The organism is Psychrobacter sp. CAM01, assembly GCF_032842965.1.
GTDB classification, from domain to species: Bacteria; Pseudomonadota; Gammaproteobacteria; order Pseudomonadales; family Moraxellaceae; genus Psychrobacter; species Psychrobacter celer.
Genome location: NZ_JAWJBL010000008.1, coordinates 105644 through 129530, shown reverse-complemented (window position 1 = coordinate 129530; position 23887 = coordinate 105644). Strand labels below are relative to the sequence as shown.

16 protein-coding genes and 1 pseudogene are annotated in these 23887 nt (G+C 47.9%); 6 read left to right on the top strand and 11 right to left on the bottom strand.

Annotated features, from left to right (window positions below; genetic code table 11):
* Positions 1-158 precede the first annotated feature (158 nt).
* A complete protein-coding gene (locus R0I52_RS04185; protein ID WP_317053291.1) occupies positions 159-1619 on the bottom strand; it encodes an imelysin family protein in 1461 nt (486 codons plus the stop codon).
* A gap of 305 nt (positions 1620-1924) precedes the next feature.
* Positions 1925-2581: an OmpA family protein gene (locus tag R0I52_RS04180; RefSeq protein ID WP_317053290.1), complete on the bottom strand. Its 657-nt coding sequence runs from the start codon at positions 2579-2581 to the stop codon at positions 1925-1927.
* Positions 2582-3036: 455 nt separating this feature from the next.
* On the opposite strand from R0I52_RS04180, the gene R0I52_RS04175 reads away from it, so the two are divergent.
* The 5 genes from R0I52_RS04175 to minE all read left to right on the top strand — a co-directional run bounded on the left by R0I52_RS04175 (position 3037) and on the right by minE (position 7983).
* Positions 3037-4002: an acyltransferase gene (locus R0I52_RS04175; protein WP_317053289.1), complete on the top strand. Its 966-nt coding sequence runs from the start codon at positions 3037-3039 to the stop codon at positions 4000-4002.
* A gap of 285 nt (positions 4003-4287) precedes the next feature.
* A complete protein-coding gene (locus R0I52_RS04170) occupies positions 4288-5385 on the top strand; it encodes a hypothetical protein (RefSeq protein WP_317053288.1) in 1098 nt (365 codons plus the stop codon).
* 135 nt (positions 5386-5520) lie between these two features.
* A complete protein-coding gene (gene minC / locus R0I52_RS04165) occupies positions 5521-6366 on the top strand; it encodes a septum site-determining protein MinC (RefSeq protein ID WP_317053287.1) in 846 nt (281 codons plus the stop codon).
* A 511-nt stretch (positions 6367-6877) separates the two neighbouring features.
* Complete coding sequence (gene minD, locus R0I52_RS04160) at positions 6878-7690, top strand: septum site-determining protein MinD (RefSeq protein WP_075100396.1); 813 nt, start codon at positions 6878-6880, stop codon at positions 7688-7690.
* Between the two features lie 2 nt (positions 7691-7692).
* Positions 7693-7983, top strand: coding sequence for a cell division topological specificity factor MinE (gene minE, locus R0I52_RS04155; protein WP_317053286.1), 291 nt, complete (start codon positions 7693-7695; stop codon positions 7981-7983).
* Positions 7984-8205: 222 nt separating this feature from the next.
* On the opposite strand, the gene R0I52_RS04150 is transcribed toward minE, so the two are convergent.
* The 9 genes and pseudogenes from R0I52_RS04150 to pilG form a co-directional block, all read right to left on the bottom strand.
* Positions 8206-8733, bottom strand: a complete 528-nt coding sequence (locus R0I52_RS04150; RefSeq protein ID WP_317053285.1) for a cytochrome b — start codon at positions 8731-8733, stop codon at positions 8206-8208.
* A gap of 121 nt (positions 8734-8854) precedes the next feature.
* Positions 8855-9361 carry a hypothetical protein gene (locus R0I52_RS04145; protein WP_317053284.1) on the bottom strand — a complete coding sequence of 169 codons (507 nt, stop codon included), beginning with the start codon at positions 9359-9361 and terminating at the stop codon, positions 8855-8857.
* Between the two features lie 17 nt (positions 9362-9378).
* Complete coding sequence (locus tag R0I52_RS04140) at positions 9379-10380, bottom strand: chemotaxis protein CheB (protein WP_317053283.1); 1002 nt, start codon at positions 10378-10380, stop codon at positions 9379-9381.
* Complete coding sequence (locus R0I52_RS04135; RefSeq protein WP_317053282.1) at positions 10370-17347, bottom strand: Hpt domain-containing protein; 6978 nt, start codon at positions 17345-17347, stop codon at positions 10370-10372. Before R0I52_RS04135 ends, R0I52_RS04140 begins: the two co-directional genes overlap by 11 nt.
* 55 nt (positions 17348-17402) lie before the next feature.
* A complete protein-coding gene (locus R0I52_RS04130; RefSeq protein WP_317053281.1) occupies positions 17403-18368 on the bottom strand; it encodes a CheR family methyltransferase in 966 nt (321 codons plus the stop codon).
* Between the two features lie 72 nt (positions 18369-18440).
* Positions 18441-19514 (bottom strand): annotated as a pseudogene (locus tag R0I52_RS04125) (methyl-accepting chemotaxis protein); the annotation flags it as partial.
* 516 nt (positions 19515-20030) lie between these two features.
* Positions 20031-20561, bottom strand: a complete 531-nt coding sequence (locus R0I52_RS04120) for a chemotaxis protein CheW (RefSeq protein WP_100750037.1) — start codon at positions 20559-20561, stop codon at positions 20031-20033.
* 3 nt (positions 20562-20564) lie between these two features.
* Entirely contained in the window at positions 20565-20927 is a 363-nt protein-coding gene (locus tag R0I52_RS04115; protein ID WP_207970054.1) for a PleD family two-component system response regulator, read from the bottom strand.
* Between the two features lie 245 nt (positions 20928-21172).
* Entirely contained in the window at positions 21173-21550 is a 378-nt protein-coding gene (pilG, locus tag R0I52_RS04110) for a twitching motility response regulator PilG (protein WP_317053280.1), read from the bottom strand.
* An 807-nt stretch (positions 21551-22357) separates the two neighbouring features.
* Here pilG and R0I52_RS04105 point away from each other — a divergent pair.
* Positions 22358-23659: an efflux RND transporter periplasmic adaptor subunit gene (locus R0I52_RS04105; protein WP_317053279.1), complete on the top strand. Its 1302-nt coding sequence runs from the start codon at positions 22358-22360 to the stop codon at positions 23657-23659.
* Positions 23660-23887: the final 228 nt, after the last annotated feature.

Genomic DNA, 23887 nt, shown 5'->3' with positions numbered 1-23887 from the left:
TATTTTATTGCACGTAAAAATACGTTGCTAACGGTCGTTAACAACGCATGTATTATATATAACTTGTCCTTTTACAAACATATCTTCCATCAGCTTTTCATGACTTGTAAGACATTGCTGACATCATGAAATTATTCTAAGCAAGAGAAGTCAATCGCTTAAAACTGTGAGCCAGCGTCCGCATCTAAGTTATCGATACCGACGGCTTTTGCCGCATTTTCGATACCATCTGTTAGCGCTTGCAGACTTGTGATACCCGCCTCGATCCAGCCGCGGCGTTTGTTTTGCTCTTCTGCTGAAATGTCATGCTTGCTCGCTTGGCCGACTGTTGCAATCATTTGATCGACCTTGATGCCTTCTTTTTCGCCTTTTTCTACGATGACATTAAAAGCGTCTTCGACCTTTTTAAAGTCAGCAGTCAGCTTATCAGCTGCTTCTTGATGACCACTATCGATCAGATAGTTTTTGACACCGTAGCCACCGATGGTTTTGCCAGCGACAGTCTTATAGCTGCCATCAAAGACGTTTTGGATGCCGCGTGCGTTGTTGGCATAGCTTAGGTGAGTTAAGTCACTAAAGCACTCGTGCTCATCTTCAGTAGAGCCCGTCACAAACGCGACCTGCATGCGCTCAGAGGCCAGCTCACCTAAGGCCAAGCTGCCCATTTGATACATGATTTGACGTAGGCCATTGTCGTATTTACGCGCCATCAGATCGCTACGTAGGGTATTTTCACTCTCAGGCTGCCACTCAGCTTCCATCGCTGTGAGGTCATCTACCAGCAACTGCGCTGCCGCTTTTAAAAACTCGCCGCGACGCTCACAGATACTAGCGTCTTCATTGACCGTATCGCCACTGGTACATTGTCCAGCTTCGGTGACATAGTCAGTCACAGGGCGTTCGCCTGCCCCTGCGCTGACACCATTGGTGTCTTGGCCCCATAACATAAACTCAATCGCATGATAGCCTGTGGTGACATTGGCTTCACTACCGCCAATCTCATTCATATCTGCCAGTAGTTCAGGTGTGATTTTGCTGGTGTCTTGTTTGATACTACCGACCGTGATACTGTCGCTATTGATGATATTGTCTTGGCTGTTGTACTCGCCTTCGTAGCTATCGCTGACATAGTCGATCAAAGCTTCATCGAGTGGCCACGCATTGACCTGACCTTCCCAGCCATCGACACTACCGATGGCGCGCTTATCATTGGCCGTCACAAACCCTTCATCAAAACGGAAAACCTCTGTCTGAGAGTATGGCTGACGCGCCGTTTTGTAAGCTGCTTTTGCCGCCTCTAGATTGGCCTCAGTGGGCGTGTCTACATAGGTTTCTACCGCCTTTTGCAGCGCTTTAGCTGTTTCAAGTGAGTCTTTGTAGGCGGCATGAGCCATATTGGCATAGCTGATTACCAGTCTGTCAGTATGTGCCTGATCGGTCGCCGATAGCTCGCCGCTGTCCGCTGACTCTGCGCTTTGCACTTCTGCTTGATTCTCTGCACTTGTCTCAGCATTTTCGTCGGTTTGTTTGGTACAACCCGACACCATTAATAACCCTGCCAGCGCAGCAGCCAAAGCGGTGGGGAAAATCTTACGGCTCGTTCCTGTGGTAATCGTCATACACATCCTCAAAGATATTACAAAATAAAAAATCGTCGTCAGTGTCACAGCGCGTGCTGAATTTATCTATATATCATAATGTAGATAAAGTCAGTATCAGTTATTGCGCTTATGTTACGGCACTTATCTACAACCTCTATGAATTATAGGGTTATTGATAATCATTATCAATATTTAATTTTATATCAGCATTCACGGCGATGACGATAGCTATGTAATAAAAACAAAAAAAGCCAGCAATTCGCTGACTCTTTTATAATCGATCTACTTATTATAACTATTTTACCTATCGATAGAACGATAAATTAGTTAACGCTCTGTGGCGAGTTGATGGTCAACTCAACGCGGCGGTTTTGCTGGCGACCATAGTCGGTGCTGTTGTCCGCAACGGGGCGAGACTCGCCGTAAGCCACTACATTGATACGGTTAGAAGCCACACCGCGTGCTGTTAGGTAGTTAGCTACTGAATAAGCGCGGTCACGTGATAGACCCATGTTATAAGAGGCTGAACCGCGGCTGTCTGTATGACCTGCGATATTTACCGTGGTCTTGTTGTACTGGTTCATGGTAGAGGCCAGCTTATCAAGTGTTGGCTTGAAAGATGAGCTTAGGGTCGCATCATCAAAAGCAAAGGTGATGTTGCCTGGCATAACGAGATCGATATTACCTGTATTTGGGTTTTGCTCAACCGTTACGCCTGTACCTGCCATTTGCTGCTCAAGCTGCTTGGCTTGACGCTCCATGTAGTAACCGACGCCGGCACCCAGTGCAGCACCGATAGCCGCATCACGGCCAGTCTTATCGCCGCCAGTCGCTTTCGATACTACCGCGCCGCCCGCTGCACCCGCTAGCGTACCTAGAGCAGTTTTGTTTAGACGCTGTTGTCCAGTGTTAGGATCAGTGGTACAACCGCTTAATGCCAAGCCTGAAGCCACTGCCGCAATAATTAATTTGTTACGCATAATATTTCCTCTTAAGTTTAAACCATTAAAATGACAAATAAATTGTGCTTTTTATAAAGATTTTTCCATTAATCTCATTTAGGTGCTTGTATACACTCGTCATTATTATGGCAATTACAATCTCATTATGTGTAATATTTTGTCACACCTATGTATGAGAAATGCAGAATATACTATTAAAAAGACAGGGTTTTGCGCGGTTTTCTTCCGCTGCGATATTTTTTACTCATGAGCATTGATAATCATAAAAAAGATTCTTTACCCACAAAATCATTCGCTCTCACACCTGCTATCAGCCTCATCTCAAAACTTGTTATCGCAAGTCACGTTTACACTCGTACACTATGAGTGCTTTCTGCTAAAATCACTTCGTATATGAACTTACTTCACCACACCTTTTGTCTTAAGCGGTGGACCATAAATATCCCAACAATACCGATTGAAAAGGATTTAACATGCGACTGACATCTACTATCAAAAAAATACATAAGCGTAGCCCAAAGCTCGGAAAAGCGGTCTCACTTGCGACGGCGACGGGCGTCATTGCAGCCAACAGCTTTGGTGGTAGTATTCCTTTGTGGTTAATGGGCGTGGGCAAAATCATCACCGGCGCGCCGATCGCCGATAAAACTGTCATCAAAATCGCCAACCACTGGATCAGTAGCAATAATGCCTTGATTGATAACATGTTGCCGCGTAAGGACTGGCGGATCAGCATGCCCGACGACGTCAATACTGAAGGCAAATATCTGCTCATTAGCAATCACCAGTCTTGGGTTGATACCAGCATTGTCCAATACATCAGCGAAAAGCGCTTGCCGCTCACACGGTTTTTTACCAAGTTTGAGCTGATTTATATCCCAATCGTGGGTCAGGCATTTTACTTTTTGGATTTCCCAATGATGCGCCGACATTCAAAAGAAGCGGTGGCAAAAAACCCCGCCCTAAAAGGCCAAGACATCGAGGAAGCCAAGCGCGCCTGTGAGTTGTTAAAAGACAAGCCCTTCACGTTGTTAAATTACCTAGAGGGCACGCGCTTTACCCAAGCCAAACACGAACAGCAAAAATCTCCTTATACACATTTGCTCAAACCACGTGCAGGCGGACTCTCTTTAGCCATCAATGCACTAGGCAGTGAGATGGATGGCCTGCTGGATATGACCATCGTGTATCCTGATGGCGTTCCTACCTACAGCGATCTGTGGAAAGGCAATATCAAACGCTTAGGCGTTGACGTTAGATACCTAGACATACCGGCTGAGCTGTTTGCTGGGATTAAACGCGGCGGCTACGAAAACGATGAGCAAGTAAAAGCACAAATGTTTGCGTGGATTGAGCAAGTCTGGCGCGACAAAGATCAGCGCATCAGCGACATGTTAGCAGATTTTGAGCACAACCCTGCCGCTGACCATACTTCATAATACTTGAGTACTTCATAATACTTGAATGCTGCATGATGGCTAAATAGCAGTCAAATCATTGACGGCTGGTCTTGCGCGGCGAGCCACGCTATCGGCATTCACGTATCGTTTTTATTGCAAGCGACCGATATCATAAAAGATGGGTTGTTTTTTGGTCCTATTCATTGATAATGTGAGTCATGATCCGCTTATGGTGTGATGATGGTGAGGATGTATTTATCGTACGCCGTCTATCTCACTTATGCTTTGTACCATTTATCATTTTATCATTAATAAGGTCTGACTGTGCCCGCCTCATCTACTCCTAGCTCGCAGCTGAACGCAGCCCCTGTGCCCAATCAGTCGACTCGGCTACCTGATCATCCGCCGCCCAGTCGCCCCAATCGGCCGAAGCCAAACCGCGCAAAGCTGGCTTATGATATTGTGATGATCGTGGCCATCAGTATTGACCTGCTTCTGATCAGTATCGATGCGATTTTGATGAGCAATTTTAGCAGCCATGTCGCAGAGTGGCTGCGCATCAGTGAGGCGCTGCTTTGGTATCAAAATACCTTGCATGACCCCTTGCGTACCGCTGGTGGCTTTTTTACCATATTTTTGATCGCAGAGCTGCTGCTACGCTGGGCGATTGCTATCAAAGACAACGTATATTATCGCTGGTTCTTTTTTCCTTTTGTGCATTGGTATGAAGTGCTTGGCTGTTTTCCACAGCTGCGCGCGCTGCGCTTATTTCGTGCTGTCATCATTGGCCGCCGTCTGTATCAGCTTGGCTATCAAGTACTGCCGCAGCCTTGGATCAATCGCATCAAGTTTTATATCGACCTCTTATTAGAAGAGCTGTCTGATCGCGTGATACTAACCACCATCCAAAACTTTCGGCAGCAGCTGACCAATCCTGAAACACACAAATCCTTTATCGAGTCCACGATAGCGCGCAATCGTCGTGAGATAGAAGCTGCGGTGCTCTCCATCCTGCGCACAGAGCTGGTGCCCAAACTACAGGCGCTGACTGCAGCCTCAGGCGGCGGCAGCATACTCGCCCGTGAGATGGGCGGCGCTATCGAAGAAGGTTTGGCCAATACGCCTGAGCTGCGTCGTTATCTGCGCATGATACCCATCGCTGGCAGCCTGATTGAGTCGCAGCTACAGCATGTCGGGCACAATATTGGGGAAAACGTCGTGTACGCCCTAAATAAACGTCTGCTAGACCCTGAACGCTTAGATGAGTTGATGGTGGCCATTGCCAGTGGTATTGCGCAAATAGACACCGACAACAGCGCACTGGACACTTTAGTCTCTAGTATCATTGACGACAGTTTGACGGAGTTTGAAGCACAGGTAAAAGTACAGCAGTGGAAACATCAAGACATGCTCAACCTTTAAGCGATACATTTGACCATAAACCCAATGCCAGACAACGACTGGTATCACACATCATCACTGAGTCATACAGCGTATGACACGACAATACATAGTACGGTAAAGACAGCGACAAGATTATCTCTTGAGGATTGATATATGACAGTTTTAGATAATGGCACCCAAGGCCCAAGCGCTGCACCAGCGCTGGCGTTTTATGGCAAGATGCTGACCTTTTCGCGTTTGCAGTTTGGCACAGATGATCTCAGTGTTATCGAAGCTCAGCTTGCAGCCACGCTCAGCGGTAAATCGAGCAATATCCCAGTCCTTATCGATAGCGAGGTCGAGCAGGATCTCTCTGCTTTGGTAGAGCTACTATGGTCGTGGGGACTACAGCCCATCGGTGTCGTCACAGGTTTGCTAGATGCACAGGCGCGTGAGCTGCGTTTGGCCATTTTTCCTGCTGATGGCAAGCGTATTGAGCGCATCTTACCGAGCAAAAAACCAGCGACCCAGCGTCAGCAAGTCACCGCAGACCAACCTGCCGAATCAAGTACAGCAAGTACAGCCAGCAGTCCAGAGGGCAACGCCGCGACAGATAGCACCGCTACTACCGAGACAACGCTCGCTGACGTTGCCGCTGAGACATTGGTCAGCGCTGAGCAAATCACCAGCCTTATCTATGACCAAATGCTGCGCTCAGGCCAAAGCCTCAATCATGTGGGCGGCGATTTGATTTTGACCAATAGCGTCAATAGCGGCGCTGAAGCCATCACCGATAACAGCCTACACGTATATGGGCGTGCGCAAGGCCGTCTGGTGGCAGGTGCCACTGGTGACAAAGACGCACGCATCTTCTGTCAAGCTTTTAACCCCTCATTGGTATCGGTCGCTGGCACTTACTGCCTGCGCGACAACCTACCTGAGCACGTGATCGATAAGCCAGTACAAGTGCGGTTTGTCGAAGGAGAAGGTTTAGTATTTACAGTCATGGATGATGTATAGCGCTCATAGACAAAAATGCCAGCCGCAATACCAGCAGCTCTAGCTTGTAAACGTCTGCGCAAATAAAAACATGGCTGGCGACAAATAATGCTACGATATTGGCAGTCTCGCTATAGATAATGACCGCTTTAATAATACTGTAAGTTTATTTAACAAAACTGCTCTATGATGAATTGCTGGCTCTGCCACTATTTACCCTATTCATCAGCGCTCGTTATATCATCTATTAAGGCGTTTATGTTACTCAGGTCTATAGGTGGTAGAGAGGTACCATAGTACGAGTCATACTGGTATTGAACTAGGTATCGTCATTTATATATAAACGCACTGGCATCAGATGGTGTGCAGGGCGACTGATACAGATTGTTTACTGCCGTATAGACTTGCTATAAATTCTTGTTCATTTATGCTAGGCTACTTTCGCAGGTAGTGCTTATATTTACAGTGAACGATATAAGCTTGCGCTATTTTTTATAATAGATATCCCATTGATTCATAGGAGTGTGCCATTGTGGCGAAGATAGTTGTCATCACTTCAGGTAAGGGCGGCGTGGGCAAAACCACGACAAGTGCCTCTTTTGCCGCCGGTTTAGCATTGCGTGGTTATAAGACGGTCGTTATCGATTTTGATGTGGGTCTACGTAATCTAGACTTAATCATGGGTTGCGAAAATCGAATCGTGTACGACTTTGTCGATGTGATCAACGGCAATGCTCGTTTGTCGCAAGCGCTTGTCAAAGACAAACAGCTTGAAAACTTGTATATCCTCCCTGCCAGTCAAACACGTGATAAAGACGCTTTGACAGATGAGGGCGTGAGCGAGGTCATGTCTGAGCTGTCTAAGCAGTTCGACTATATCATCTGCGACTCGCCTGCTGGTATCGAGCGCGGCGCGCAGCTGGCCATGTATCATGCTGATGAAGCCATCATCGTCACCAACCCTGAGATTTCCTCAGTTCGTGACTCAGATCGCATTATTGGTATTTTACAAAGCCAAACAAAAAAAGTTGCAGAAAACCAAGGCTCTGTCCGTGAGCATTTGGTCATCACTCGCTACAATCCTGAACGCGCAGCAGCAAATGAGATGATGGACATTGACACCATCTCTAACGATATTTTAAAAGTACCATTGCTTGGTGTGGTGCCCGAAAGCCACTCCGTCCTAGAAGCCTCTAACCATGGTGAGCCTGTGATTCATTATGGCGATTCGGTTGCTGGTCAATGCTATGATGACATCGTTGCCCGCTTTTTGGGTGAAGAGCGTCCGCTGCGTCATATCGATGTGAAGAAAAAGAGCCTACTACAGCGCTGGTTTGGGAGTTAATAATGAGTAAGAAAAAAGGATTTTGGAGTAGCCTATTTGGCACTGACGATAGCAGTAAGGCTGGTAGCGCCAACTTAGCCACTGAGCGCCTCAAGGTCATCGTTGCAAGCGAAAACCGCTTAAACAGTCGCCTCACCGCCGATCGCATCGAAAAAATGAAGCGTGAAATATTAGAGGTGGTCAATAAATACGTCAATGGTGTACAGATTGATGATGTCAATATCAATCATCGCTCTGAAGACAGCTTAGACGTCTTAGAAATGAACATCAATTTGCCTGAGCACAAAAGATAAGTCTGGCAGTACAGCGCCTCTTTTCAGCCATTTCGTGACGCATACGAAAAAACCCTAAGCATCTTACTTAGGGCTTTTCTACGTGGCGATCTGACGGGTCACCTTTAGCAAGTGATATAATATTACTCGTATGAGATGAGCTTCTGTTATACATCATTCATGCGTCAGTCCATCGCCTAAGCCATCCACACCGCATGCACTTAGCATTGATGCTCAGTGCGCTTATTTCATACGAGTGAGCAGGTTGTCTTTTTTGACAAACTGATGATACAACGCTGCAGCGATATGTAGCAATGTAAAGGCGATAATCATCGGCCAGATGATATCGGTATGCATGTCGTTATAAAAACGCGCCAAGCTCCTATCTGGTGTGACAAACACCGGAACCTGAAACAAGCCAAAAATATCCACCGGTCTGCCGCCATATACAGACATCAACAAACCCGCCAACGGCATCGCGATTAAGGTGGCATACAAGGCAAGGTGCGACAGTTTAGAGACCCAAGACTGCCAAGTTGGCATAGGCAGTGCGGGCGGCGCTTTGGTAAAGACACGATTAATCACCCGCGCGATCATCCAAAACAATAAACTGACCCCAAACGCCTTATGCAAGTCGATATAAAGATTGCTATCGAGGTTTTCGTATAACAATATCAGAAGCCAAGTGACTAGCAACAAAACCGCACTAATCCAATGAAACACGCGACTAGTGACTGACCACTTGGACATATTTGACTGTGTGTTATTCATGAGCTGCTCTATTACCTTTATCGCTATTTATGACAGTGATTGGTTGGCAATGCACACAAGGAAAATGAATAGCCGTAGGATTGTACCTATTTTAAAACAGATTGACTATATCAACCGAACGCTAGCTGTCCATTTCAACCAACTGATGCGCGATTTTTTCTAAATCAGGCACCACATACACGGTATCCTCAATCATCACCGTTTGAAAAAGGTAGGATAGCATACCCTCTGCCGTAAAGCGTCCCTCAGCGCTAATTTTATCCGCGCTGTCAGAGTCGGCAAAATACGCCTGCATATCTGTATCTTTCACATCAGAGATACCCACTTGGCGCTGATACAACTGACCTGACGTTTGGAGCGCCATGCGGTGCTCTATGGTGTTACCTTCTAATATAATCATCTTATCAGGCGTTTGTTCTTGCGTAAGCAGATCAAACACAGGCAATACCTGCTGCTGCCAATGATAGCTGGAGGCGCGTTCATGAGTGTCCTCAATGCTCAAAATCAGACCGCTTGGAATAATCCAATCAGGCTGATTACAAGCGGGAACAAAAGTGATATCCAGCATACCGTGGTTTGTGGTCAGCAAGCTGACTGCTTCAAACGAGTGTCGTAAAATTTGTTTCATACATCGCTCACAGTAAGTTAACGCAAAGAGGCCGTCGCCTTTTCACCAATATAGTCGGTAAGTTTTTGTGCCAATTGGACAGGGCTGCCAATAAAGCCGCAATAACCTGAATCAATAATGGCCTGCGGTTGGCTCGGACAAGCACTCAAGCTTGGCTCTTGTGCCCATAATTGGCTGCCATTATCTTGAATAAGATCCAAGTATTGCGAGCCATCATCCCCCATACCTGAAAATATGATATTGATAAGCTCACTGCCGTACACATCGCTGGTATTTTTTAAAATCTGGCCGATAGCGGGCCTGTATTCACCAGCCCAAGGCTGCTCTAACAGTATCACCCGCCCGGTAGAGTCACAAACTATCTGCTTGTCTATAGGGGCTATCAGACATTGGCCAGCTCGCAGACGCTGCGATGAGGTGATGACCTGACAGCGCCACTCGTTGTGGCGATTTAAAATACGTGGCAGCGTACCGATCATGGTTTGGTTAAAATGATGCGCGAGTAAAATACAAATCGGTAGCGTGGGCGATAAGTTATCCAAAAACTCTTTTACCGCGCTCGGCCCGCCCATAGAGGCACCCAAAAACACCACATAATGCCAGTCGTTATCAGTATCATCGCTTTTATAGACAGGCGTGTGCACCAATACGGGCAATGCCAGCATCTGCGCCAGCTTACGCTTTAGTTTACGCTGCCATTTAGCATACAGCTGCGCTTCATTGAGATAAGGGGCTTGACTAAATCCCACCAGCACGGCGTCAGGTTTGGACGCGGCCGTCACCGTCGCCATATCATCGTCATAGTCGCTATCAATCAGCCAAATGTCTATTTCGGCCTCAAAAAGTGCGGTTTTTTTTTGCAATTGCGCGCGCGATACACAGTCTATCAGCGCAAAACCGCAGCTACGAACTGTGTCTGAAAACGCCATGCGCTGATGATGGTCTTCGGCCACCACCAGCACCTTTATATTTGCTTTTGCCTTCCCTGTTAGTGCCAAAACACCTGCATTATCCTTCATAAGTTAAGCTGACCTCATCGCCCAGCAGTCTCTGGATTTTATCAAGCAACTGTTTTTCTTGGAACGGTTTGCCCATATAGTCATTTACCCCAATCTCTAAGGCGCGCTGACGATGCTTTTCACCAGTACGCGAGGTGATCATAATGATTGGAATATGCTGTAAGCGCTGGTTGTTTCTGACTTGCGTTGCCACCTCAAAGCCATCCATCCGCGGCATCTCAATATCGAGCAATATCATATCTGGCGTGGTTTCTTGTAGTATTTCGATAGCATCGATACCATCTTTGGCCAGCGCCACATTGAAACCTTGACGCTCTAAGAAGCGAGAGGTCACTTTACGTACCGTGACTGAGTCATCCACCACCAGTACCGTCGGTTTTGACTGAGTGCCGCTAGGCTTGGTCACGTTTTTGACCCTTGGGGCATTTCGCATTAGGGCAATCAAGTCCAAAATCGGCATGACCGAGCCATCACCCATGATGGTCGCCGCCGAAATCCCTGAGAGGTTGGATAGCTGCTGTCCTAGTGGTTTGACAACCACTTCAATACGCGAGCCTGCAATCTGATCGACCTGCAAGGCGATGTTTTGTCCCGTGCGGTTTTTGATGATAATCAGTGGCAGGCTAGTGTTAGTATTTACCATCAGCTCGTTGAGCTTATTACCCGAAAGAATCTCGTTGAGATAACGCACGCGGTAATCATTCCCTTCAAACGCTAACGTGGCGTCGTTGGACTGATAATACTCATAAAGTTTTTCTGGGTTGATGCGCACCACACGCTCGATCTGCACCAGTGGAATGGCGTAGTAACGATCGGCTGCACGTACGACCAGCGCATCAGACACTGCAACTGTCAGTGGTAAGCGCATGGTAAAGCGTGACCCTTTGCCCAGCTCTGACACCACGGTGACCGCCCCGCCCAACTGGCGAATCTCACTGATCACCACATCCATACCAACGCCGCGGCCTGAGATTTGTGTCACCTGCTTACTGGTACTCAAACCGGCATTAAAGATATATTGCATGATATCGACATCAGTCAGGCTATCGTCATTGGCATCGATAAGGCCTTGAGCGATGGCTTTATTGCGTACGGCTTCTACATCGATACCGCGGCCATCATCCGATAATTGGATGACGACTTCACTCCCTTCACGGTGCACCTCTAAGGTGATATGACCGCTACGCTCTTTGCCTGCTTTGAGTCGAGCCGAGGTGTTTTCGATACCGTGGTCGACAGCGTTACGCAGCATATGCTCAAGCGGTGAGGTAATCCGCTCCAAAATGGTTCTATCCATCTCATCATCAGCATTGATAATGGTCAATTCTACAGATTTGTTAAGCTCGTTTGCAGTCTGACGGACGACACGCTCCAGACGCGGGGTCAAGCGCGTAAACGGCACCATACGCGAGTTCATCAAACCGTCCTGTAGCTCGGTTTGTGTACGTGCCAGCTGCAGCAGCAAGCTTTCGCTATCACGGGTTTTTTCTAATAAAGTGTGGTTAATATCGACCAAATCCGAGGCCGACTCTGACAATGATTTGGACAGCTGATTGAGTGATGAGTACTGATCCATCTCCAACGGGTCAAAGCCTTCATCATTAATCAGCTCGTCATCAATTTGCGACAAGATCTGTGCTTCAAGCTCCGTCTCCATACGGCGCAGCTGATCGGCTAAGCGCTGTACGGTAATGCCCATCTCTTCGATACTGTTGGTCAAGCTGCTCATGCCCATATCGATACGAGCACGGTTGATCGCAGACTCACCCGATAGGTTGATCATATGCTCAATCAAGCCACCTGAGATACGAATCATCTCATTGCTGCTGGCGCTCTGCTCTTCTTCATCGGTCTCTGCAAACATCGATGGCATCTGACTGATGTCTTTTTCTAGATATTGCGAATCTTGTGCTTCTTTTGCCAGCAAGATCGCTGTACGCTGTGCTTGCAGCGACTCTTTTGGTACTTGTTTTAGGCTATTAGGGTTTTTATCAAACTGCTGTAGCGCTTCAATCAGTAGCGTCGGCGTTGGCGGGTTAACCTGTAGACTTAGCATAAATACCGCATCTGCCAGCCAATCGTGACACGCAACGATCAATGCTTGAGCTTTTTCGGTTGCAGGACGGCGACGGCTGGCAAAGTTTTTATACGTCGCTTCTAGCTCATCAGCCAAGTCAGCGATGCCGCTGGCGCCGACCATTTTGGCGCCACCTTTGATGGTATGCAGGTCACGCTGTAGCGACTGTAACGCCACGGTATCTTTGGCATCTTGTAAAAACACTTGCAGGTGTTGGTTTTGGTTGGTCAGCTCTTCTGCTTCTTCTAAAAACACTGCCAAAAGATCAGGATCAGGCAAGCCATTGGCCCATGATTGCTTGACCATGGTATCTAAGCTGACCGTGTCTGCTACTTCATGGTTCTGCTGGGTATTATCAGCCTGTGCTTGGGAGTCGGCGTCGAAGTGATTGGTCGGTACTGGTATGATCAGCTCAACTACCGCTGGCAATGTGTCTGCTTTTTCAAACTGTTGTAACTGCTCAATCAATTCTGTAGCAAAAAACGACTGCTGATGACGAACGATATGCATGACTTGCAATGACATGGTGTCCTGCACCATTTGCATAATCTTTAGCCACTGTGCGGTTGGCGTTTTCCTGTTTTCTACAAAGGCCTCATAAATGCTCTCTGCCTCGTGGGTCAGGTCGCCAATACTGCTAATGCCCGCCATTCTTGCGCCACCTTTGATGGTGTGTAGGTGACGCTGCAATACTTTAAGCGCATTGATATTGGTGATATCGGCACGCCACTTATTAAAGCTTTCATCCAGCGCGTCGTCTAGCTCTTGCGCTTCTTCTAAGAAGATCTCAAGCAGCTCTACATCGGTATCGATCGGTTCAAGCTGCAGCTCGGGTGCAGCAACCGTGCGAACCATCGACTCGGCATCATCGCCATCATCGAAGCCAGCAAGCGCCTGCAACTCATGTAACACTTGCGGGTCGACTTTTAATGAAGTGCTGCCAGCGAGTGCATCAAACAAGCCGACCAATTGCGCGTGGCCAGCGAGTAACACCGCCTGCACCTCTGCTTGTTTTGCCAATTCTGGATGCCGCTGTAGATAAGCATAAGCTTGCGCCAAACCGCCAAGGATAGCAGTGAATTTTGGAAATTCTTGGGCTTTATTGGTGAGGTGTTTGATTTGGCTAAGTTGCTGCTCTATATAGTGCTGAGCCTGCGAGATATCCCCCTGACTTAGCGCCTCCTCTAGCTCCCACTCAGCGTCTAACAACTCATCAATATTGTCATCCAACAGCTGCTCAATCGTGGGCTTATTGTCGGAGGCCGTCTGCTCGTCATGGATGAGATACTGCTCACCAAGCATGGCCTGCAATGACGCAATATCTTGCTGGCTTTGGGTATCTTCCACCGAAACATCAGATTGTTGAGCGTTTTGCTTATAATTCGTTAGATAGCCATTGATCAGCATAGCTGACCGTGCCAATGCTTCTAAATGCAGCGGCGTCATCGCGGTGTCTTGCTGTTGTAGCAGCTCTAAACTATGCTCTATCGTCGCACTCACGTCACTGATCGCCGCTAACGCACTAGAGCCTGATGCGCCGCGCAGCGTATGAAAGGCTCGTACAATCTCATCGGTCACCTCAATCTGAGGCTGATCTCGATGCGTGGCAACAAACTGCTCAATGTCTTGTAATAACGCTTCGGCTTCATCGATGAAAATCTCACAGAAGGCTTGCTCTTCTTCACTTTGCGGCGTCAAAATCACCGGTGCTTCTGCCATCATCTCATTGACAGAGGTAAGCGATTGCAAGGTGCTATCTATCTCTATGGCCACTACAGCGTCCCTTACCTCGCTGTCATCGCTTTCATCACCATTTTCATAGTCGCTCGCAGCCTCAATCTCATCGGCATCAGTCTCATCCCACTGCTCTGAAGCTAAAGCCAAGTCGTCTTTGTGAATATCAGACGCAGGCGTACTACCCGTTTGCGCCAGTAAGGCTGGGTAACTAAATTCCTGAGACTTTTGTTTACTATAGGCGTTGGCACAGGCAATCCATAACGGTACCAATGCTGGATACTCTTGAGCACCTCGCTCAAAGGTAGCGAGCATCGCTGGGTAAGCGGCTAATACATCCGCCATTAGCTGAGTGATATCTGCTGTCACCTCAATACTACGATCTAGCACACGATTGAGCATATTTTCAATAGCCCAAGCCAGCTCAGCGCTATAGTTGGCCCCGACCATACGGCCTGAACCTTTTAGGGTATGGAAGCCGCGGCGAATATCTGTCAAGACATCTAGGTCAGTAGGAGACATGCGCCAGTTTTCGTACAAAGGCACGATTTCGCTCAATACCTCATCGGCCTCTTCGATAAATATCTCTTTAATATCAGGATCTGCGTCACTGGCATCGACTGGTAGCTGCTCAGTATCTGGCATAAAGGGCGCAAGCACTGCTGGAACCTCAAGATCAAACAAAGATACCGTTTCGCCGCGCGCTTCGGTATCGGCCATATCCATACCGATCTCATCAGACGCAGCGGCATCATTGCTCTGTGATGCAGCGACGTCAGCTGCCGCGCGCGCTTCATCAGCCAGCATTTCCGTCTCAGTCACTGACTCGGTGTCAGAGATGGCCAATGCAGACTCGCTCTCGGCCAATCCAGCGTTGACAGGTTGTCCGCTCAATAGATTACGGCTTTGCAGTATTGTGATAGCAGGATCCACACTTGGCGGCCGTTTGGCTTGAAAATCAGCGACCAGAGTGGGCAGATGCGTTGTGGTTTGCGTGACCAGAGTTACCACGTCTTCGGTGACGGGCAAGGTTTTGTCCAATAATCGATTCAGCAAGTTTTCGATAGACCAGGCCATCTCACTGATACTAAAAGCCCCCACCATGCGCCCTGAGCCTTTTAGGGTATGAAAACCTCTGCGCACTTCTGTCAAGGGTGTCAAATCCTGTGAGTCTTGCTGCCAAATAGGCAAAAAGTCTTCTAAATCAGCGATCACTTCTGTGACTTCTTCGATAAATATCTCAAGGATATCGGCGTCTGCCTCAAAACTATCAGGCTGCAGCTGCGCGCGAGCCTCGGCCAATGCCTCACTATCTTTATGCGCAGCACTGCCATCGTGCACGTTGTCATCACGCACGTTGTCATCCTCTGGCGCATCACCGGATGGCTGAGCAGATAGATCCTGACTGGCAGGAGCAATCTCACCGCTGTCATCATAGCGCAGCACATCAGTTGCAGCAGGTGTCTGGGTATGAAAAGTATCACTAACCATCTCTGGTGCCTCAATATAAGCATCAAGCAATGCTTCTGCTCTGGCCGTATGCTCACTTGCGAGCGTTAATAGTTGCTGATCAAAAACCTGCTGAGCCAGATAATCTAACAACAGCTCAACTGACGTCAGTGCTTCGGCCAAGGCTTGCGTCACATCCCAACTCAGCGCATCAATCTCATGCGTTTTTAGCTGGCTAAAGATATGCGCGATCTGATCGGTGGTTTGGCAGATCGTTGGCAGCCCCATATCATCAAAGGCTTGACCGATTTTTGCAAAGTCAGCAGTCGCCGGTAGCAGCTGCACTTCTTGACGCTGTATATACTCATTAAAGCTTTGTTTGACGTCTTCAACAGCGATGCGCAGCTCACGCAGCTCTTCGCCCGCCGACACAGCATCAGCACTTGTGACGGGTTGCTCGTTGGCACTGGCAAGTACATCAGAAAAAGGAACAAATGCAGCGGCCTCACCAATCTTTTGCGAGATCACTTGCTCCGTATTGTAAATGGCGCTGTATAGCTCTTGCAGCTTTTGTTCAATTTGCCATTGTATTTGCGTCAGCGCCGCCTCAGACGCCAGCACTTGCTCTATCTCGGTCAGTATTTCTGCCACTTGTGCGGCATAATATGTCCAACCACGCCCCTCCAGCTGGGCTTGTATCTTTTGCAGCGGATATAACAGTGTGGTTGGCTTGTCTAAATGAAAAACCAAAGTCTCAAGTTCACTCAATATACGCGGTAAAAAACGCGACTCTACCGCCGAGCTTTGGGGCAAGTTACTTAGTATCGACTGCGTATTGTCACTGCTTTGGTCGAGACCGCTTAGCTCGATATAAATATTGGTGATAAGGCTTCTGATGACACTTGGTACAGGCGGTGTTTGCTGCACAAAAGCGGCAATAATCTGCTCAAGCTCGCTTAACAGAGGCGCATACTGCTGAGGCAGCGGAGCGGTATTTTGCGCAAGCTCACTAAACCACAGCTCAGTCAAGTACCAAAGCCGCTGCAAATCTTCATCTTGGCTCGTCTGCTGCAAGTATTGGCTGACTTTTTCTAGCGGGGTTAATAACGGCGGCTGATTACTATTAGCACTTAACAGCATTTGTACTTGTTGTCGCCAGACGAGCAATAATTGCTGGTATTGCTGCTCGTCTAGATGCTCGGTGACGTCATCTGTTCGCACAGGTACGGCCAGCTCAAACCCATCCACAGCCGCATCTGTGTCAGTTTTTTGATGCAATGCGCCTTGCTGAATAGCGCTGGATGCCAATGATGACCCACTAGCCGCTCCCAATTGCGTTAGCACCTCACGCAGCTGCTCCGCGGCGGCCGTGATTGGGGCGACATGGTAACTGCCAATGCGAGCATACTGATTTAGCGCTCGCTGCAACAATCGGTGCACAAGCTGACCCACGCGGCGCGCCTCACTAGCTAGGCCATCGCGACCACCAACTTCTGCTAATGCGCTGAGCTTGTATGCCAGATCTGCCAATGCCGGCAGATTGCTCATGATGAGCGCGCCACCGAGCTGATGATAGGACGCGACCATGTGCTCATAATTGATGGGATCAGCGTCTAATTGCCAGCCATCCGATACCTGTGATAATTGCTGATTAAATAGAGGGAGCAACCACTCAAGCGTCACTATGTCATTGGGCTGGTTTTTCATAGGGTCATCCTAACTCGTCTAGGCACTAATTTTGCCACTCATGAAGGCATGGGGTTTAAGTGTTGGTCTTTTGCCACACATTAACCTGTGGGTGCGCAATACGGCGCATATTTGCAGGACGCCAAAATAGCGCCTCACCCGGAGCCAATACAATGTATCCACCGGGAGCACACTGCGCTGACAGCCGCGCCAAAATATCACGCTGATCAAATTTTCGAAAATACAGCAGCATATTTTGGCAAATAATCACCTGCTGCAGATGTGGCGTGGGTGGTTGCTGCTCGATAATATTATGTAAAGCAAAGCTTACGTGTGATTGCAGCGTTGGGGCAACTTGCCACGATGCCTGTAGCGCTGTAGCAGGCATCGCGGTATCTGCCAAGCTCGATGTAGGCATTAGGCGGTTTGCTGACAACGGATACACATACGGCTGACAGTGCTGCGGAATCAATGCCTGCTGACGTTTGTCATATTGCGCCAACCGTGCTTTTGCCAGTGCTTTTTCACTCACGTCAGTGCCTAATATCGCAAACCTCGTCAGCTGCTGCGCCGCCAGACTCATGGCCAGCGACCACGCTTCTTGCCCACCGGCACAGCCCACACTCCAAATACGAAACAACTTGTCCGCGCCGCTTATCCCATCAGCGCTTACCCTATCAGCGCTTAGGGCTAGGCACTGATGCTCGGCGGCGCATTGGGTAACAAAATCTATCGAAGGCTGATGTCGAAAAAAACGGCTTTCGTGGATAAGCACTTTGTCCAGCAGCTGTTGACGCAGCGCGTTGTTTTTGGGTAGTTGATACCATAGCTGCTTGGCGCTTAAGCCCTGCGACTGGGCGGTATGGTCAATCGCATTTTTTAACCACTTTAGCTGGGCTGCTGGTAGTACAAAGCCCGTTTCGTGCTCTATATACCGCTGCCATTGCTGCGCATCAAAATGCTCATTTTGCATTACCGTCTTACCCAGCGCAGCGCTACTTGCTTTAACAAAGCTGCGGGTTGGTTGATTAAGATCGTCCACATGACCTGCCATTAATGTTACGCATCGTTACTGCATCTGTTTGCCAACTCTGGCTCGGGCACCAAATATCTATCAGGCGCTCTCTGATAAAGCCTCTTCAGACTCTAGCGTATCAGCGTCCAACAACTCATCGTCATTTGAGATTTTAAACCCAGTGACGGACTCTTGTAGTGCGGCTGCCATCTCACTCAACTCGCCGATAGAACGCGCGGTCGCCATGGTACCTGATGAGGTCTGTGACGTGATGTCTTGAATGACGTTCATGGTGTGTGAAATATGGCCTGCAGATTCAGCTTGCTGCAAGGCAGCGTTTGAGATGTTTTGGATCAAATCAGCGAGCGTATTTGAAACGCTTTGTACTTCTTCTAGTGCCTCACCGGCGTCTTTTGCCAGACGTGCACCGCGTACGACTTCAGAGGTCGTTGATTCCATCGAAACGACCGCCTCATTTGTATCTGCCTGAATGGTTTTTACCAGTGTTTCGATCTGCTTGGTCGCATTGGCTGAACGCTCAGCGAGACGCTGAACCTCGTCAGCAACGACCGCAAAGCCTCGGCCTGCCTCACCTGCCATCGACGCCTGAATGGCCGCGTTCAAGGCCAAAACGTTGGTCTGATCGGCAATATCATTAATCAAGCTGACGATATCGCCAATCTCTTGTGACGACTCACCCAAGCGCTTGATACGCTTTGAGGTTTCTTGAATCTGATCACGAATCACGTTCATACCTTCGATAGAGCGCTGTACTACCTCGGCTCCGTTATAGGCAATAGCAACTGAGCGCTGGGCAACGGTCGCTGACTCTGAGGCGTTATTGGAAACTTGGTCAATCGATACTGTCATCTCATTAATCGCCGCCGACACGCCAGCGATCTCTTGTGCTTGGTGCTCAGAGGCTTCAGCCAGCTCTACAGCGTTCATCTGTGTTTGCTCTGAGGATTGCGAGACGCGCTCAGCGGTACTGTTAATGACCAGTACCAGCTGACGCAGCTGGTCGATGGCAAAGTTGACTGAGTCGGCAATCGCCCCCGTAAAGTCTTCTGATACAGTCGCATTGACTGTCAAGTCCCCTTCTGCCAAGTCGCCTAGCTCATCGAGTAGACGCAAAATAGCGATCTGGTTACGCTCGTTTTCCTCTTGGATTTGACGAGCGCGCTCAGACTCCGCTTCGGCTTCTTGACGGCGACGTAGGGTCTCTTTTTCGATCAAGATGCGCTCTGAGCCGCCCCGTTGTTTTAGGATCTTATATAAGGCAAAGAAAATACCTAGCATACCTATGATCAACACCACCACAGGCAGAATGACCGATTGATTAAAGTCAGAAAAGTACTGACTCACTGACGATACAGAGTTGCCTAGCCAAATCAAACAAGCCACGCTTATCGCCACAAATAGAACCAGCAATAAGTTCCATTCACTATAGGCATCTTTGCCATCCGCTGTGGTTTTGGGCGTACCAGCTACAGGTTTTTTTATAACATCACTCATCTTACGTATTCCTTTCAAACAATCGTCAAAGTCTTATCGTGACTGACTTTGACAATCTTATTGTTATCAAAACAATGATCAACAAAGCCTGTATGAATGCTGACATCCAACCGCATCATGTCAGTCGCTATTCCTCTGTCTTTATGGATGAGACAGATTCTGTATTATCGACAGTTATATTGCCGCATCGCTATACTGCAAATCCTGCGCTAGTAAGCTTGGCATGAAGACATACCAATCTTGCTCATTTTTATAAAACTTACCGTGATTATAAGGCGCAAATGGCGAGCTTGGCTCGATGGCCTCGGCGCGATACTGGTCACTGGTAAACTGCTCAATACCGATCACCTGATCGACGAGCAAACCTGAAAACAGGTTGTCGTGATCGATGACAATGACCTTACGCTGACTCATTTGTGCCACACGGCTAGGTACTTGTAAAAACTGTGACAAATCCGTGAGCGGTAATAAACGACCACGGATATTGGCAATACCTAGCATCCAAGGCTTCACTAAGGGTAAGCTGGTATATTCTGGCATGGCCAACACCTCCGATACCTGACCCATTGGCGCCACCAAACGCTGTCCGCCAATCTCAAATACCACACCTTGCCAGTCATATTCTTGCCCACTACGGCGACCACTTTTGCGCGCGCGTGCCAGATCTGCTAGACGCAGAAGCTCAATAAACCCTTTGGAAGCCACAAGCTACTCCATTACTCGACGAATGATATTGACCAAGCTGCTCTCATCAATCGGTTTGGTCATATACTCTTTAGCGCCTTGACGCTTACCCCACACACGGTCTGTTTCTTGGTTTTTGGTACTGATCATGATCACTGGGATATGGGCGGTGGTTTTGCCGCGAGTAATCTTGCGGGTCGCCTGAAAACCATTCATCTCTGGCATCACCACATCCATCAAAATCACATCTGGCAGATGATCTGCTGCCATCTGACAGCCCTGCTCCCCATTGGTCGCCTCCAGCACTTGAAAGTTGTTTTTGGAGAGCATGTCGCGAAATTTCGCCATTTCAGATGGCGAGTCGTCAATGACTAAGACGGTAGTCATAGGATTTTCCTTTATTTACGAAGATATCCATTTGGATATTCAAATATATTATAAAGACCAACTGCTAAAGCCTGTGCTCCAAATACTCATGATCACACGCCTCTCACCGCAGTGGTTACTCGTTGTCAAGCGGCTAGCAACAGCCGTATGTGATATCAAAACCTGCACAAAATGTCTGCGAAAAACGTCTGCACAAAATATGCCACGCTCAAAGACCGTCTGGCACGTTTATCTTGACCCTTTGTCTAGCGATATTGCTTGATCGCGTCAAACAGCTCGTCTTTACTAAATGGCTTGGTCAGATACTCATCAGAGCCCACGATACGGCCGCGTGCTTTATCAAACAAACCGTCTTTAGATGACAACATGATTACAGGCTTGTCGGCATAATCAGGGTTGTTTTTGATCAAAGCACAGGTTTGATAACCATCTAAACGTGGCATCATAATATCCACAAAAATAATATCGGGATTGTTATCGACAATCTTTGCAAGTGCATCAAAGCCATCAATAGCAGTTACAACTTCGCAGCCAGCCTTTTGTAACAAAGTTTCTGCAGTACGGCGAATGGTTTTGGAATCATCAATCACCATCACTTTTAAGCCATCAAAATTATTTTCCATTCTCATTGTCCTATGAACGACTATGGGTTTGTCACGCGATCTATCAACACAGCTGTTAGGGTATTCTCAATTGATCATTTATTGATTATGGGCTTAAGACCACCCCTGCCATCTATCTATATCGTAGCGGACCTATCTTTTCTTTTATGAGTATCTGGCTTTTATCAGTCCTGAGCAAAAGTAGCCCCGCCATCTGGGTCATGATAGGCAATTTATGATGACTGAATCGATTGACGCTCAATCCGGTGGCCGACCACCAACCACCAACCACCAACCACCAACCACTGTGCTTAGCGTGTCGCCAGATAAAGGTATCTTAATGCATAAAAAACATTAAAGCACTTTGCCACCAACTATCGTCATCCTACTTTTTGATAAAAACAGGGCAACAAATCCACCAACTTCATGATATTTCTGCATTATATAGAATCAACTGCCACATTGCTGAATAATTTTCGATTGTGATAAAAATGTATCAATATATTTTGTTATGTTTGTTTTAGCACAGTTGTTAATGCAATTCCAGTGATTGACAAATTTATGTTCAGACTGACCAGTCTCCTAGCTAAGAACTTAAATAGCTATCCAAATAATTACCTAAATAGTTATCCAAATAGCTCCCTATAGTCATACTCCAGTCATGCTTCTATCAGCAGGTTGTTGTCAGCTTGTATGGCTTAGCATTTGGCAGTCATGATTGCATGACGATCGGCAATGTTTGGTTACTGCACAATCAGATGGCGTGCAATCGTTTCACCTCATAGGATTTCACTATATAATAAAACGACGATTATAACGGTGATTGCTATGACAGCTTTTCAATGGTTAAAAAAAGGCCCGTACTTACTTAGCGTTTTGCTGCTGCTGGCTTGTCAGCCCTCCCCGCCTACCGATGAGCCTGTCACAGCAGAAAATAGTGAGACGGTAGATAACCCACTCATCATCAGTGATAGCACGGTGACGATGACGCCAGACCATATTCTAAGTATCAAACCATCGCGCTATCAACCCAGCCTCGGGCTACAGGGCAATATACAGCCAATCAAACAAAGTCAGTTTGTCGCCGCCCAGCCGCTGTATGTCGAACAGGTACTAGTCAGTGAAGGTCAGCAGGTCGAAAAAGACGCGCCTTTGCTTATCGTCCGACGGCTGGACATGACCAATAAGACACCTCCCAAACGCCCAGATGAGATAAATACAGAGACCGATGGCAATGCAGCGCCGCAAGCCGAGAATGCAGCACCGCAAACCAAAAGTGCAGCAAAAGACCCAGCTACTGAAAAAACCTCACCTCGCCCGGACCAGACAAAACAAACCCCCATAGAGGATGCGGCCTCCGAGCCATCGGCCATCGATAGTAAATCTACCTCTGACAGCAAAGCCAACTCCGACAGCAATCCTGCCTCAGCCAAGATGCCGCACCAAAACAACGCGGATGCAGACGCTGCGACAGAGACACCGGACGACAACGCCTCAGAGCATTCGTCATACCAACTTATCACGGTGCGTGCCAGCTTCGCTGGGCGGGTCACGCAGTTAAATGCCGCCGCAGGACAGCAGCTCGCTGCACGTACGCCCTTATTGCACATCGCTGATGAGACCAAGCTATACTTTGTCGCGACCGTACCTATTCAGGCAAAGCCGCAACTATCGGTAGGACAAACCGTTAATTTCACAACCGCTGAGCTGACAGAACAGTTCACCGGTCAAGTCAGCAAATTGGTCGAAGCCCCGCACCCCAAAAAGCTGCTGGTTCATGTCAATGTGATCGATAATGAGAGCAGTCGCAAAAAACTGCTGCCTAAGATGCAGGTCACGGGGCGGGTCAACTATGGACAAATCGACGTCGGTACTATCGTGCCTAGGCGCGCCTTACATGATGTGAACTTGACAGAATTGCATTCACCACCATACAAACCTCTAAGGCCATTGGCGGCAAATGTGTGGATCATCGGACAAGATCAGCGTCTGACGCGCCAGCCTGTAGAAGTGATTGAGTTTAACCCCACCACTCAGCAGTATCTGATCGCAGGCATCAGTAATGACAGCTTGATTTGCTTGGCTGACTTACAGCTTGATTCTAAAGGCAAAAAAGTCATTGTGTCTTAATGGCTTATGCTGACAGTTACATTATGTAGAAACATTAACAAAGCTTGTCTTGTTTTGTCACAGCAAAATTAGGCACTATGTTTTTATTATTAAAGCGTTCGGATAATAGAACGTGATTATTAATAAAAAGAGTGCTAACGCAGCACTATAGAAAATACAGATTAACATGTGCAGCAACCACACGATGCAGTTAAAAGTATGCAGATTTAAGCGTATGTATATTTACGA